A 13,493-nucleotide genomic window follows, 5' to 3' on the forward strand; every position below is an offset into this window, starting at 1 on the left:
AGCACACGGACATGCGTGACGATCCATCGGTCGTCGCCTTGGTGGTGCGGGCGAGGGGCGGTGACAGGGACGCCTGGGACGAGATCGTCGAGCGGTACGCGTCGCTGGTCTGGTCGATCTGCAAGGCCTTCCGGCTGAGCCGGGCCGATGCCGACGACGTGGGGCAGTCGGTGTGGCTGTCGCTGGTGGAGCAGTTGCCCCGGCTGCGTGAGCCGGCGGCGCTGCCGGGCTGGCTGGCGACGGCGACCAGGCGCGAGTGTCTGCGGTGTGCCCAGGCGGCCGAGCGTCAGCAGCGCCTCAGACTGCCGGTGGACGCCGACGTGCTGGTGGACGTGCGGGCGCCGGCGCCGGGTCAGGACCTGATCGACGCCGAGCGGAACGCGGCGCTGGCCGCGGGGTTCCGGCAGCTGGACGGGCGCTGCCAGGAGCTGCTGTCGATGCTGATGTGCCAGCCGCCCGTGCCGTACACCGACATCAGCGCGAAGCTGTCCATGCCGGTGGGCGCGATCGGGCCGACGCGGGCGCGGTGCCTGGAGAAGCTGCGCCGCACGCCGGCCGTGGCCGCTCTGATCAGGTCCGAACGGGACGACCAGGGGAGAGGGTGACGGGGCATGGACACGCCGTGGTGGAGTGACGACGACCGGTTCCTGGCCGCTGTACGGCAGGCGCGCGCGGCGGAGCGGGAGGTGCCGGAGGAGTTCGTGGCGGCCGGCAAGGCGCTGTTCGCCTGGCATGACATCGACGCCGAGCTGGCGGCGCTCACCTACGACTCGGCGGTGGACGAGGCGGGGGCGGCGACGCGGGGCGCCGAGCACGCGACGTTGCGGGCGCTGATCTTCGCGACGCCGGAGCTGACGATCGAGCTGGAGGTGGGCCCCGAGGCGCTGCTGGGCCAGGTGGTGCCGGCCCGGCCGGGGACGGCGTACACGCATCTGGTGACGGGGGACGTGGTCACGTCGATGATCGACGAGTCGGGGTGCTTCGTGTTCAGACCGGCTCCGGCGCAGGCGTTCAGGCTGCAGTGCCGGCCGAGTGGCGGCGGCAACGTGGTGACGGACTGGATCGCGCTGTGACGCGTTATGGAGTAATGATGTAAGCATCCCCTTCGAGGAGGCTCTCACATGGACTCCTACTCGCAGATCGTCTCCTCCGTCGCGGCCGAGCTGCAGCCCAAGGTCGCCGGTGTGCGGGCCGGGCGGGGCAGCGGGTCGGCGGTGGTGTTCACCGCCGACGGCTTCCTGCTGACGAACGCGCACGTCATCGGCTCCGCCAGGTCGGGCACGCTGGCGTTCGCCGACGGTTCCTCCGGCGGGTTCACCGTCGTCGGCCGCGACCCGCTGTCGGACCTGGCGGTGATCAGGTCACAGGTGCCCACCCCCGAGCCCGCCGTGCTCGGCGACAGCGACGACCTCGTGGTGGGCCAGCTCGTGGTGGCCGTCGGCAACCCGCTCGGCCTGGCCGGGTCGGTGACGGCCGGGGTGGTGTCGGGGCTGGGCCGGTCGCTGCCCGCGCGCAGCGGCTCCGCCGTACGGCTGATCGAGGACGTGATCCAGACCGACGCGGCGCTGAACCCCGGCAACTCCGGCGGGGCGCTGGCGGACTCGCGGGCGCGGGTGGTCGGGATCAACACGGCGGTGGCCGGGGTGGGAGTGGGCCTGGCCGTGCCGGTGAACGGCACGACCAGGGGCATCATCGCGGCGCTGATCAGGGACGGCAGGGTGCGGCGGGCGTTCCTGGGGTTGGTCACCTCGCCCGCGCCGCTGGCCGGGCCGCTGCGGCAGCGCACCGGGCGGACCGGCGCGCTGCGGGTGGTGGAGGTGATCCCCGGCTCGCCCGCGGCACGGGCCGGACTGCGGGCCGGGGACCTGGTGCTGAGCGCCGGCCGAGCCCCGGTGGACGACGCGCAGAGCCTGCAGCGGCTGATGTTCGCCGACGCGATCGGGCGGCCGCTGCCGATCACCGTCTACCGCAACGGCGCGCTGGTCGACGTCATCGCGGAGCCGGTGGAGCTGACGGGGTCGGAGGTGTGAGCGGGACGGCCTGCGCTTCCGCCGCCTGCGGGGTGCGGCGGGCGAGCAGGCCGTCGAGGAGGGTGTCCCAGCGGGCGCCGATGGTGGCGATGTCGTAGGCGCGGACGGTCTGGAGCCCTCCGGCGGCCAGGCGGTGGCGCAGCGGCTCGTCCTCGATCACCCGCAGGATGGCCGCGGCCAGGTTGTCGTTGGTGCGCGGCTTGACGAGCAGCGCGTCGACCTCGTCGGTGAGCATCTCCTTGGGGCCGTGCGGGCTGTTGAAGCTGACGATGGCCAGCCCCTTGGCCATGGCCTCCAGGATGGTCATGGAGAAGCCCTCATGGCGGGAGCTGAGGACGTACAAGGAGGCATTCTCCAGCTCCGCGCCCACGTCGGCGGTGGGGCCAGGCAGCACCACCGTGCCGTCGAGGCCCGCCTCGCTGATCTGGGCGCGCAGCGCCTCCTCCTGAGGGCCGGCGCCGATGATGCGCAGCGTCCAGTCGGGATGCGCCTCGGCCACCTGCTGCCAGGCGGTGATCAGCCGGTGGAAGCCCTTGATGCGGGTCAGCCTGCCGACGGCGACGGCGACCTTCGCGTCCAGCTTGGCGACCTCGCCGCTCATGGGCGGCACCGCGTTGGGGATCCGCACCAGCTTGCCGGGCTTCTTGGGCAGGGCGTCACGGTAGTCCTGCAGATCGGCCTTGGTGAGGGTGACCAGGGCGTCCAGCCGGCGGTAGCGCCACTTGATCAACTTCTGGACCGGCTCCGGCTGGGTGCGCAGGGCGACGTGCTCCTGGCCGATGGTGATGACGCTGGGCAGCGCTAACTGGGCCGCGGTGAGAACCAGGCCGGGGCGGGTGGCGATGAGCACGCCGGTGTTCATCGAGCGGATGAACCGGGCCAGCTTCAGGTCGGTCCACAGGTTGAAGCGGTGGTAGGCCGTCTCCTCCTTGGGGATGAGCTTGCTGGGCAGCTTCGACAGCATCGCCCGTATCGGGTCGGCGCCGGGGTTGAGCCGGTCGTCCAGATAGCGGAACCGCACGCGCGGGTCGATCGGGAAGAACGGCTCCTCGGCCTCCTTCAGGATGCTGACGATCTCCACGTCATGCCGGTCGGCCAGGTGACCGGCGAGGTTGAACACGGTTCTGATCGTGCCGCCCATGCCGTTGGCGTGCAGCAGCAGGATCTTCACCTGGTGGGTGGAGGCCGGTGGTGCCTGCCTGGCTTTGCGCCGGTTGTATCCCCGGTACAGCCGGACCACCGCTGACTTGCCTCTACGCGTCAGTGCCCGCACCTGAAAGATCCCCCTGCCGTCTGGATGACCATGACAAGCAGCCGGTGGTGAGAGGACTTTCTCACCACCGGCGTGCCGTGGAGCTTGGAGTGGTGTGCGCCGTCCATCCCCGTGGCGCTATCCACTTCTATGATCTTTAGACGCCTTGGAGGTGACTAAGGTTGCATGCGCGGCCTATGCGAAAGATCAGGAGTATGTACGGGTTTGCTGCCTAGCAGGTCAAGCGCCACCTCGATGGCCTTCTCCAACTGCGCGTCCACGCCGGAGGCGTAGTCCTGCGGGGTGATGTCGACCTCGATGTCGGGATCGGTGCCGTAGTTCTCCACCTGCCAGCCGACATCGTCGAAGGCGAAGGAGAACTCCGGCTGCGTCGTCACCGTGCCGTCGGCCAGCCGGTGGCGCGGCCAGATGCCGATCACGCCGCCCCAGGTGCGCCTGCCCACCAGCGGGCCCAGCTTCAGCACCTTGAAGGTGTGGCTGAAGATGTCACCGTCGGAGCCCGCCCACTCGTTGGTGATCGCCACCAGCGGCCCGCGCGGCGACTCGGGAGGATACGGCTCCGGGGCGCCCCAGCGCGGGTAGTCGTAGCCCAGGCGGCGGCGGGCCAGCTTCTCCAGCAGCAGCGCCGAGACGTTGCCGCCGCCGTTGAAACGCACGTCCACGATCAGCGCGTGCCGGTCGTACTCGGCCAGGAAACCCCGATGGAACTCCGCGAACCCCTCCGGCCCCATGTCGGGAATGTGCAGATAGCCGATCCGGCCCGCCGAACGCTGGTGGCACAGGGCGCGGTTGAGGTTCACCCAGTCGCGGTAGCGGCCCGGCGCCTCGTCGGCGATCGTCCGCACCGTGACGGCGAACACCCGCCCCTCGCGGCGCAGCGTCAGCTCCACCTCCTCACCCGCCTGGTTCACCAGCCGCTCGTTCGGGGTGGCATCGGCCCCGATCGGCGCGCCGTTGATCGCCAGCACCGCGTCGCCCGGCCGCACGTCCAGGCCCAGCCGGTTCAGCGGTGAGGTGGCCCGCGGATCCCACGGGTCGCCGTGGACGATCGCGCCGACGTGGTAGACGCCGTCGCGGTACTCCCAGTCGACGCCCAGCTTGCCCTGGGTGTAGTCGGGGCCCGGCCGGTATTCGCCGCCGCTCTCGTACGCGTGGCTCGTGGCGAGCTCGCCGTGCAGCTCCCACAGCAGGTCGGAGAACTCGCCCCGGGTGGTGACCCGCTCCACCAGCGGCCGGTAACGGTCGTAGACGGCGGGCCAGTCGACGCCCGCCATGTCCTCGGTCCAGAAGTGCTCCCGCTGCAGCCGCCACGCCTCCCGGAACATCTGCCGCCACTCCGTCTCCGGGCACACCGACACCTTGACCCGCGACAGGTCGATCCAGCCGCTGTCACGCCCCGGCGGATCGTCGCCACCGTCCGGTGGCTCGCCGGCCTTGACCACCCGCAGCCGGTCGCCGGCGCGGTAGAGGAGCGTCCTGCCGTCCCGGCCGAGCTCGAAGTCGGTGACCCGCTCGGCGAAGGTGTCGTCGTCGCCCTTGGCGAAGTCGAACAGGCGCAGGGCGCTCTCCCCCTCCAGCGGGCTGGCCAGGATGAGCGCCTTCCCCTTCAGTCCGGCGACCCGCTCGTAGCGGCCCTCCGGCAGGGGGAAGGCGGTGATGCGGCGGATCAGGCCCGCCTCGTCGACCCGCACCGGCTCCGGCTCGCCGTCGTCATCGTCCTCTTCGTCCTTGTCGTGCACCGGGCGCTGCCGGGGGACGAACGGGTCCGGGACGTCGGCGCGCAGCGCGACGGCGTACGGGCGGGTGCCGAGCGGGAAGCACAGGTCGAACTGGAGCTGGTCGTAGGCGGGGGAGAAGACCCGCTGGCCGATGAAGTACAGATAGCGGCCCTGCGGGTCGAAGGCCGGGCGGGCGTCGCGCAGGAGGGGCTCGGTGGCGGCCACGGTCCGGCTCGTCCCGGGGTGGTGGAGCTTGATGGCGGTGGTCCGGGAGTTGAGCGGGCTCGCGTAGGCGAGCCACTGTCCGTCGTGCGACCAGGCGGGATCTTCGGGCGAGTCGTACGGGTTCGCCTCGACGAGCACGGCCTGGCCGGTGGACAGATCGACGAGGTGCAGCTCGTGGCGGTGGTTGGTGACGGCCACCCGATCATGGGCCGGATCCGGCACCAGCGCCGTGATCCGCCCCAGCCGCGCCACCACCTGCACCTTGCCGACACCCTCCACCCCAGGGCTGTCATCCTGAAGCCTGCCACTCTGAGGGCCGTCACCCTCGGTGCTCTCACGCCGGGGGTTGTCAGCTTGGGGGTTGTCAGTCTCAGGGCTGTCAGCCTGGGGGGTATCAGGCTTGGGGTTGTCCGTATTTGGGGTGTCACCCTGAGGGCTGTCAGCCCCGGAGGCGTCGTTCTCCGGGCTGGGTCTCTGGCAGCCGTGCAGGATGACCAAAGACTCCTCGTCGTCGTCGCCCGAGGCTGCGGCGATCAGCCGGCGACCGTCGTTCAGCCAGGTCAGCAAGCGGTAGCGGACGCCGTCGGGGGCGCCGTACTGGCGGACCGGCCCCTCCCACCCCGCCATGCCGTACGCCTTGCCCCGGGCGGTGATGGCCAGCGCGCTGCCGTCAGGGCTGAGCGTGGCACTGTCGAGGTAGTCGTCGGCGTCCACGAACCGGCGGTTGCGCTGCGTGCGCGAGCTGGCCAGCCGCACCTCCAGCTTGCGCGGCCGCTCGCCGGGATCCAGCAGGTAGAGGTCGGCGCCGGCGTGGTAGACCAGCCGGTGGCCGTCGCTGGACAGGTTACGCGCGTAGTAGTCGTCGTGGTGGGTGTGCCGGCGCAGGTCGTCGCCGTCCGGCGTGCAGGAGTAGACGTTGCCGACGCCCTCGTGGTCGGACAGGAAGCACACCCGCCCGCCGCTCCAGCAGGGCGAGGCCAGATTGCCCGGCAGCCGCAGGAGCCGCCGGAACTCGCCGCCGCCCTCGCGATCGATCCACAGGTCGCCGACCGTGCCGCCCCGATATCGCTTCCACCGCGCCGGGTCGGCGGTGTTGCGTCCCAGCACGATCATGCCCTCGGGCCCGTAGGCGATGGAGTTCGCCGGCCCGTACGGCAGCCGTTCCGGCACTTTTCCCGGCTCCACCCGATGCAGCCACTTGCGTCCCTCGAACGGCTGCGACTCGTCGCTCGCGTACAGGATGCGCCCCGCTGGATCCCACCCGGTGACGGTGCACCGGGCGCCGTGGAACGTGACCCGCCGGGCGGCGCCCCCGTCCGCCGGCATCACGTACACCTCTTCCGGCCCCTCGTCACGCCCGACGAACGCGAGCTGATCGCCGCGCGGCGAGATGCGCGGATAGCCCGCCTCCGCGACTCCCGCCGTCAGCCGGAACGCGCGCCCGCCCTGCGCGGACACCATCCACAGATCGTCCTCTGCGGCGAACACCACAACATCCCGGAACACGGCGGGGAAGCGCAGGTAACCCGTCATGGGCCCTCCACGATCGACCAGACAGCCGGGGACCTGCCCTCGGCTGTCTGATCATGTCACCCGGCTACGCCTCTTCGGGCTTCGTGGTGGTCTCCTTCTTGCTCTCCTTGGCCTGCCGGTTGGACTTGATGGCCTGCTTCTTCGCCTTGCCGGACTTGCTGCCGGGTTTCTTCTTCGTGTCAGCCATTGGTCTCTCCCCCTGTGCGGACAGATGTGCCAGATTGGCGCACCAAGGCCCTTAATACCCATCTGTCACCAAAACCCGACATAGCGTTATCTGTGCACGTCATGGACGGCCGGACTTCCGGTGCCGCCGGGGTCTCGGGTGGGTGTCGTTCGCGGGAGGGTGCGGTCAGAGCAAGGTGAGCTGCTCGGGGGCCTCCTGTCCCGGACCGGGTGGCGGCGGGAGGCGGCGGGCCATGGCGGGCGTGGCGCGGCCGACGCCGTGACGGGCGGCCAGCTCCCTGACCTGTGCGGCGATGCGCTGCTGGTAGGGCTTGGGAGCGTAGGCGCCTCTGCCGTACAGCTCCAGATAGCGCGGCACGAGCCGCGGGTGCTCGCGGGACAGCCACGCCAGCCACCACTCCCGCGCCCCGGGCCGCAGGTGCAGGACGATGGGGGTCAGGTGGGTGGCGCCCGCCTGGGCGATCTCCCGCACGGTGCGGTCGAGCTCGGCGGGGGAGTCGGTGAGGTAGGGGAGGATGGGCGCCATCAGCACGCCGCAGGCGATGCCGTTGTCGTTGAGGGTGGCGCAGGTCTCCAGGCGCCTGCGCGGGTCGGGGGTGCCGGGCTCGACCGAGCGCCACACGCCGGAGTCGACGAAGCCCACCGACACGGCCGCGCTCACCTCCGCGCGGTCGGCGGCCTCGGTGAGCAGGTCGAGGTCGCGCAGGATCAAGGTGCCCTTGGTGAGGATCGAGAACGGGTTGGCCGCGTCGCGCAGTGCCGCGAGGATGCCGCGCATGAGCCGATAGCGGCCCTCGGCCCGCTGGTAGCAGTCGACGTTGGTGCCCATGGCCACGTGGTGGCCGCCCCAGCCCGGTGCGGCGAGCTCCTTGCGGGCCAGCTCCGCGGCGTTGACCTTGACCACGATCTTGGAGTCGAAATCCGCGCCGGAGTCCAGGTCAAGGTACTGATGTGTCTTTCGGGCGAAGCAGTAGACGCAGCGGTGGCCGCAGCCCCGGTAGGGGTTGATCGTGTATTCGAACGGCACCCGGCTGGCGGCCGGCACCCGGTTGATGATCGATCGGGCCTGGATCTCGTAGAAGGTCATCCCCCGGAACTCGGGGGTGTCGAACGTGCGGGTGACCGCGTCGCGGGCGAACAGCGGCACGGCCGGATCGTCCCGGCCGGCGTCGGCCAGGCGCAGGTTGTCCCAGCGCATACCTTGATTAGAACAAAGGTTCGACGATGATCGCAAACCGAAAGACGTCGCAATTACATGGTCAGCTGGAGGCTAATGATCTTCATGGTTGGGCAGGAAACCCCGCACAGAGCTTGCGTTCCGGAGGTGCAACCATGGCCTGGTCGCAGGATGAGGAGCGAATGCTGGCCCAGATCGAGCAGCACCTCGTCGACGACGATCCGAGACTCGTCGCCCGGCTTGAGTCGTTCAACGAGCGGGTGCGCCGCAGCGAGGCGAGAGCCGGCGGTGAGTCGGTCGGTGGTCGCAGGTTCCAACGTTCTACGGTCATCATCCTGATCAGCTGGCTGCTCATCGCCACACTGGTCGCCGCCCTTTTGATCATGGTCCTCCAGCACGAAACCGCCGCCGCCCTCGCCCTGGCCGCCGCTTTCTGACCCCGGCCCTCTCCCGCTGACTCTGACCGTTCGAGCGCGTTCCTCTCAGCCGTTCGCGTGGGGCGCCGTGACGTGCGGTTCGTGGCGTACGGGGAAGTTGACCGAACTGGCGATGAAGCAGGCCGTGTGGGCGTCGGCGTGCAGGCGGGTGGCGGCCTCCACCATGTCCGGCGACTCCACCGTGACCCGCGGCCGCAGCACCACCTCGGTGAAGTGGCCGCCGCCGGCGGTCTCGGCCATGGTGCCCCCGGCGTGGTCCACGTACTCGGTGACCACGATCCCGGCGACGGCGCACAGATGCAGGTACGACAGCATGTGGCACTCCGAGAGCGAGCCCACCAGCAACAGCTCGGGATTCCACCGCGTGGCGTCCCCGCGGAAAGCGGGGTCCGAGCTCGCCAGGATGGCCTCGCGTCCGTCGGCGGTCAGCGTGTGGCTGCGGGCGTAGTCGCGGTATCCGCTCGTGCCGGTGCCCTGGTTGCCGGTCCAGGTCGTGGTCGTGGCGTAGGTGTGCAGGCGTGACATGTCAGGCTTCCTTACTTGTGATCATGGAGCGGCGCTGAGGGTGAGGGGTGTGGTCACCGCGGTTCGCCTGGCTGTTGTGCGGTGGTGCGGGTGTCGAGGACGTGGCGGTGGGCGATCCGGCCCGCGTCCTCCGTCCGCCCGTCGGTGATCGCCGTGAGGAGGTCGTCGTGCTGCGCGGAGACGTGCGCGTGGCGGACCACCGGCTTGAGCGAGCGCAGGGTGGACACCTGGATCTGGTCCCAGACCCGGTCCAGCGTCTGCGACGCGATCCGGTTGCCGGCCAGTTCGGCGATCCGCCGGTGGAAGCGGCGGTTGAGCTCGACGGCCTCCACCAGGCGGCCCTCGCTCGTGGCCGCGGCGGTGACGTCGGCCAGGTCCCGCAGGGCCGCCAGGTCCGCGGGCGCGATGCGGCCGGCACGCTGGCGGGTGGCGGCGGTCTCGGCGGTGAGCGCCTCGAGCGCGGCCCGTACCTGGTAGGCGTCCTCCAGGTCGCCCGGATCGAGGGCGACCACGACGACGCCCCGCCCGGTGGCGCGGACCAGCCCGTCGGCGGCCAGCGCGCGTAGCGCCTCGCGCACCGGCGTCCGGCTCATCTCCAGCGCCGCCGCCGCGTCCACCTCGGTGAGCCGCACTCCCGGCGCGTACGTCCCGTCCAGGATCAGCTCCCGCAGCCGCCGATGTGCCACATCGTTCTGCATGACGGCGATCGTATCCATTGCATACATTGCATGCAAGACAAGGCGGTCAACGGGCATCCCAGCCCACTCTCGCTCAGCGGGATGTACGGACCCTCATTCCGCCCGGTAGTCCCCGAGCTCCCGCAGGAAGTCCGCGCCGATCGGGGCCGCCACCTTGCCGCCCCCGCCGCCGCCCTCCACCACCACGGCGAAGGCCACGTCGTCCTTGAACCCGATGAACCAGGCGTGCGAGTCCAGCTCCGGCCCCGTGCCGTACTCGGCGGTGCCGGTCTTGCCGCGGGTGCCCGAGGGGAGCCCGGCGGCCTTGGCGGTGCCCTTGGTCACGACGGCCGCCATCATCGCGTGCAGGTCGGACGTGACGCCGCTGGGCAGCTTCTGCTCGGTGGCCTTCTGCTCGTGGTCGGGGACCAATGTGGGCGGGCGCCAGGTGCCGTCCGCCATGGCGGCGGTGGCGGAGGCCATGGACAGCGGGCTGGCGGTGATCCGGCCCTGGCCGAACGACTCGGCGGCGAGTTCGGCGTCGGACTCGGCCTTGGGGAAGCTGGCCTTGGTGGCGGGGACGCCGATGGTGAGCGGCTGGTTGAAGCCGACGCTCTCGGCGGTGCTCAGCAGCTTGTCGGCGCCCAGGTGCTGCTTGGCCAGCGGGGCGAAGGTGGTGTTGCAGGAATGGGCGAAGGAGTCCTGGAAGGACACCGACCCGAAGGACGACTCGTCGGAGTTGCGGATCCGGAGACCGCCCACCGTGACGTACTTGGGGCATGTCACGGTCTGCTTGGGGGAGATCCCCTCGGCCAGCAGGCCGATCGCGGTGACGGCCTTGAACGTGGAGCCGGGCGCGTAGCGGCCGTCGAGGGCGCGGTTGAAGCCGCCCCGGTTGTTGACGACGGACAGGATCTCGCCCGAGCCCGCCTCGATGGCGACCAGCGAGGCGGGCTTCTTGACGTCCTTGACGGCGGCGACGGCGGCGTCCTGGACACGCGGGTCGAGCGTGGTGCGCAGGCTCTCGCCCTCGGTGCCCTCGATCGTCTCCAGGGTCTTGCCGCCCGCCTGGATCTCGGTCGTGGGCGTGCCCGCGAGCCGCTTCTGGAACGTCGCCTGCAGCCCGCTCGCGCCGATGGTCTGCCCGACCTTGTAGGCGCTGCCGAGCCGCTCCACGTCCTTCTTGGTGGCCTTGTCGAGGTAGCCGACGAGCTGCTGCACCGAGCCGCCGACGGCGCCGGTGTCGATGCGCTCGCCGGAGGCGTCGGTGATCTCGGCCCGGTCCGGCCATTCGGTCTTGAGCTCGAAGGCGGCGCCGGCGGCCAGGGACGGGTGCAGCGTCTTGGGGGTCCAGTCGACCTTCCAGTGGCGTTCGGCCACCTTGAGGTCGATGGTGCCCTCGTAGGTCCACTCGCCGAGGTTCTTCAGCCGGTGCGTGGCGGTGTAGGGGACGGTGGCGCGGCCGTCGGTCTCGCTGGGGCGGCCGAGTCGTACCGTGGTCGACTCCACCCCGAGAGCGGTGCGCAACTGACCGTAGGGGTCGAGTTTCGCGGGTGTGGCCAGTTCGGCGCTCATCCGGGCTTGGTCGCCGGTCTGCCAGGCGGCGACGAAGCGCTGCGCGGTCTCGGCGGGGGTGCCGCGGGTGTGCAGCAGGTAGTAGGCGCCCCCGCCGGCGGCTGCCAGCACGAGCACGGTGGCGCCGGAGATGATCGCGATCGTTCGGCCACGCGGCACGGGTCAGCCTCCAGTTCGTCGGTTCTTCGCAGGCGGCTCGGCCACGCCGTTGGACGCCTTGTGGCTGGCGGCGTACGTGGGTACGTACTCCTGCCCGGAGAGCCGCTGGATCGCGGCCATGATGTCGTCGGTGACCTGCCGGCGGTCACGTGCGTTGGCGTGGTCGCCGGCGAACTTCAGCGGCTCGCCGATCGTGATGCCGATCTTGGCGGGACGGGGGAACCGGGAGCCGACGGGGAGCACCTTCTCGGTGCCGCTGAGGGCCACGGGGAGCACGGGCGCGCCGGTCTTGAGGGCGAGCCAGGCGACGCCGATCTTGCCGCGGTAGAGGCGGCCGTCGGGGGAGCGGGTGCCCTCGGGGTGGATGCCGAACAGCTCGCCGCGCTCCAGCAGGTCGGCCGCGGCGTCGAGCATGGCCTGCGCCGCGTGGGCGCTCTCGCGGTCGATGGGCAGGCTGCCCCCGAGGCGCATGAACCAGCCGGAGACCGGGTTGCCGGAGAAGTACTCGTTCTTGGCGGCGAAGGTGACGTGTCGTGGCAGCAGCGCGGGCAGCAGGAACGAGTCGAGGACAGACAGGTGGTTGGCGGCCAGGATCGCCGGGCCCGTCCTCGGCACGTGCGAGGCGCCGGAGACGTGTGGGCGGCACATCGCGTGAGCGAGCGGTGCGGCGGCGAACTTGACCACTTGATACAGCAACTGGCTCTCCTGGACGATCGTCGGTTCGGCCACCCACCATAAAGCAGGCGCCCCGTCCTCGGACGGGGCGCCTGATACATGTTTAAGGCCGATGTGGCGGTCGCCTCCTCGGCGAGGTGCACAACACGGCTCCAGCCGAACGGTATTCCGTGAAGGCGGTAATTTGCGGCCCGGGGGACACAGACCACATCGGCCATTTGATGCTAACCGACATCCGGCAGGTCGTATTCCATCGGGCCCCAAGATTCGGTCAGGATCGGGTCCAGCGGGGCTGGGTCACGTTGAAGACCCGCAGCTCACGGCCGCGCAGCGCGACCTCGGCGAACTGCCACAAAATCGCCCCGGTCGGCGCGTGGATCACGATCTCGGGGCCCAGCGGCATCTGCAGCAGCCCGTCGCGCCAGCGCGGCACCCCCGGCGCCATGAACCGCTCCAGCGGCACCGCGTGCACCGAGGCCACCTCCCGGGGGTCGCCCACCGGCTGCTGCCGGCCGCCGAAGGCCACCACCGGCGTGATGACGAACCCCGAGTCGGTGACGAAGTCGTCGAGCAGCCCCGCCACCCGGACGCCGCGCACGGCGACCTCCTCGTCCAGCTCCCGCAGCGCCGCCTCGACGGGCTCCTCGCCGTCGTCCAGCCGCCCGCCGGGCAGCGCCCACTGCCCCGGGTTGCGGCCGTGCGGGGCCCTCCTGATGAGGACGGTGTACGGGGTCCGCTCGGCGTCCTGGAGCACGCACACGGTGACGGCGGCCCTGCGCACCCCCTCGGCGGGAGGAACCTGGCGGCGCTCGAAGGCCGCCAGGTTGGCCGTGATCAGGTCGCGTAGCTCGTCGAACGGGGGCAGCACCCGCTCAGGATGACATGGGTCAGCTCATCGAGGTCAGCACCAGATAGCCGAGGACCATGCCGGCGATCATGGTGATGGCGGAGGCGATGGCCGCCCATTTGCCCAGCGTCTCGCCACGGGTGTGGCCGACGATGCCGAGGACGATCCCGGCGATGCCGAACAGGAGCGGGATGAACAGCAGGGCGACCGCCGCGCAGATGAACCCGATGATCGACAGGACTGGGGTGGACTGCGCCTGCGGCTGGGGGTAGGGGGGCTGCTGCTGCGACCATTGCCCCTGCTGGGTGTAGCGGTCGTCGCCTGGGGGTGGGTCGTGCGGGGAGGTCATCGATCGTGCTCCTCTCGAGAACGCACCTGGCGGCGGCCCGCCCGTCTCGTGACGTGAGAAACATCACACACCGAAGTGGGCGGCCTGTCGAGCGAACCTGCCGGACT

The 13,493-nt window shown here is 70.8% G+C and carries 14 protein-coding genes; 4 read left to right on the forward strand and 10 right to left on the reverse strand.

Annotated elements, in window-relative coordinates:
• Positions 1 to 11: 11 nt before the first annotated feature.
• The 3 genes from ACTMTF_RS05810 to ACTMTF_RS05820 are packed head-to-tail and all read left to right on the forward strand — an operon-like array spanning position 12 to position 2,030.
• Entirely contained in the window at positions 12 to 605 is a 594-nt protein-coding gene (locus ACTMTF_RS05810; protein WP_441109559.1) for an RNA polymerase sigma factor, read from the forward strand.
• A 6-nt stretch (positions 606 to 611) separates the two neighbouring features.
• Positions 612 to 1,073: a hypothetical protein gene (locus tag ACTMTF_RS05815; RefSeq protein WP_441109560.1), complete on the forward strand. Its 462-nt coding sequence runs from the start codon at positions 612 to 614 to the stop codon at positions 1,071 to 1,073.
• Between the two features lie 48 nt (positions 1,074 to 1,121).
• Positions 1,122 to 2,030, forward strand: a complete 909-nt coding sequence (locus ACTMTF_RS05820) for a S1C family serine protease (protein ID WP_441109561.1) — start codon at positions 1,122 to 1,124, stop codon at positions 2,028 to 2,030.
• Here the strand turns inward: ACTMTF_RS05820 and ACTMTF_RS05825 are convergent.
• From ACTMTF_RS05825 to ACTMTF_RS05840, 4 genes are all read right to left on the reverse strand, one after another.
• On the reverse strand, positions 1,990 to 3,303 hold the full coding sequence (locus ACTMTF_RS05825) for a glycosyltransferase family 4 protein (RefSeq protein WP_441109562.1): 1,314 nt from the start codon (positions 3,301 to 3,303) through the stop codon (positions 1,990 to 1,992). The two genes, ACTMTF_RS05820 and ACTMTF_RS05825, sit on opposite strands and share 41 nt — an antisense overlap.
• 155 nt (positions 3,304 to 3,458) lie before the next feature.
• A complete protein-coding gene (locus tag ACTMTF_RS05830; RefSeq protein WP_441109563.1) occupies positions 3,459 to 6,779 on the reverse strand; it encodes a S41 family peptidase in 3,321 nt (1,106 codons plus the stop codon).
• A gap of 64 nt (positions 6,780 to 6,843) precedes the next feature.
• Positions 6,844 to 6,966 carry a hypothetical protein gene (locus ACTMTF_RS05835; protein ID WP_396999378.1) on the reverse strand — a complete coding sequence of 41 codons (123 nt, stop codon included), beginning with the start codon at positions 6,964 to 6,966 and terminating at the stop codon, positions 6,844 to 6,846.
• A 165-nt stretch (positions 6,967 to 7,131) separates the two neighbouring features.
• Positions 7,132 to 8,163, reverse strand: a complete 1,032-nt coding sequence (locus tag ACTMTF_RS05840) for an Rv2578c family radical SAM protein (RefSeq protein WP_441109564.1) — start codon at positions 8,161 to 8,163, stop codon at positions 7,132 to 7,134.
• A gap of 26 nt (positions 8,164 to 8,189) precedes the next feature.
• Here ACTMTF_RS05840 and ACTMTF_RS05845 point away from each other — a divergent pair, with 26 nt between their 5' ends.
• Positions 8,190 to 8,579, forward strand: a complete 390-nt coding sequence (locus ACTMTF_RS05845; RefSeq protein ID WP_441109565.1) for a DUF3040 domain-containing protein — start codon at positions 8,190 to 8,192, stop codon at positions 8,577 to 8,579.
• Positions 8,580 to 8,624: 45 nt separating this feature from the next.
• Here ACTMTF_RS05845 and ACTMTF_RS05850 read toward each other — a convergent pair whose 3' ends face one another.
• The 6 genes from ACTMTF_RS05850 to ACTMTF_RS05875 form a co-directional block, all read right to left on the reverse strand.
• Positions 8,625 to 9,104 (reverse strand): OsmC family protein, encoded by a 480-nt coding sequence (locus ACTMTF_RS05850; protein WP_441109566.1) that lies wholly within the window; start codon positions 9,102 to 9,104, stop codon positions 8,625 to 8,627.
• A 53-nt stretch (positions 9,105 to 9,157) separates the two neighbouring features.
• Positions 9,158 to 9,802, reverse strand: a complete 645-nt coding sequence (locus ACTMTF_RS05855) for a GntR family transcriptional regulator (protein ID WP_441109567.1) — start codon at positions 9,800 to 9,802, stop codon at positions 9,158 to 9,160.
• Between the two features lie 93 nt (positions 9,803 to 9,895).
• Entirely contained in the window at positions 9,896 to 11,515 is a 1,620-nt protein-coding gene (locus ACTMTF_RS05860) for a penicillin-binding transpeptidase domain-containing protein (protein ID WP_441109568.1), read from the reverse strand.
• 3 nt (positions 11,516 to 11,518) lie between these two features.
• Entirely contained in the window at positions 11,519 to 12,244 is a 726-nt protein-coding gene (locus tag ACTMTF_RS05865; RefSeq protein ID WP_441109569.1) for a lysophospholipid acyltransferase family protein, read from the reverse strand.
• Between the two features lie 217 nt (positions 12,245 to 12,461).
• The gene (locus ACTMTF_RS05870; RefSeq protein WP_441109570.1) at positions 12,462 to 13,058 is read right to left on the reverse strand and encodes an NUDIX hydrolase; all 597 of its coding nucleotides are present in this window, start codon (positions 13,056 to 13,058) and stop codon (positions 12,462 to 12,464) included.
• A 19-nt stretch (positions 13,059 to 13,077) separates the two neighbouring features.
• Positions 13,078 to 13,386 carry a hypothetical protein gene (locus ACTMTF_RS05875; RefSeq protein WP_441109571.1) on the reverse strand — a complete coding sequence of 103 codons (309 nt, stop codon included), beginning with the start codon at positions 13,384 to 13,386 and terminating at the stop codon, positions 13,078 to 13,080.
• Positions 13,387 to 13,493 lie beyond the last annotated feature (107 nt).

The organism is Nonomuraea sp. ZG12, from assembly GCF_052068115.1.
In the GTDB taxonomy this organism is placed as follows: Bacteria; Actinomycetota; Actinomycetes; order Streptosporangiales; family Streptosporangiaceae; genus Nonomuraea.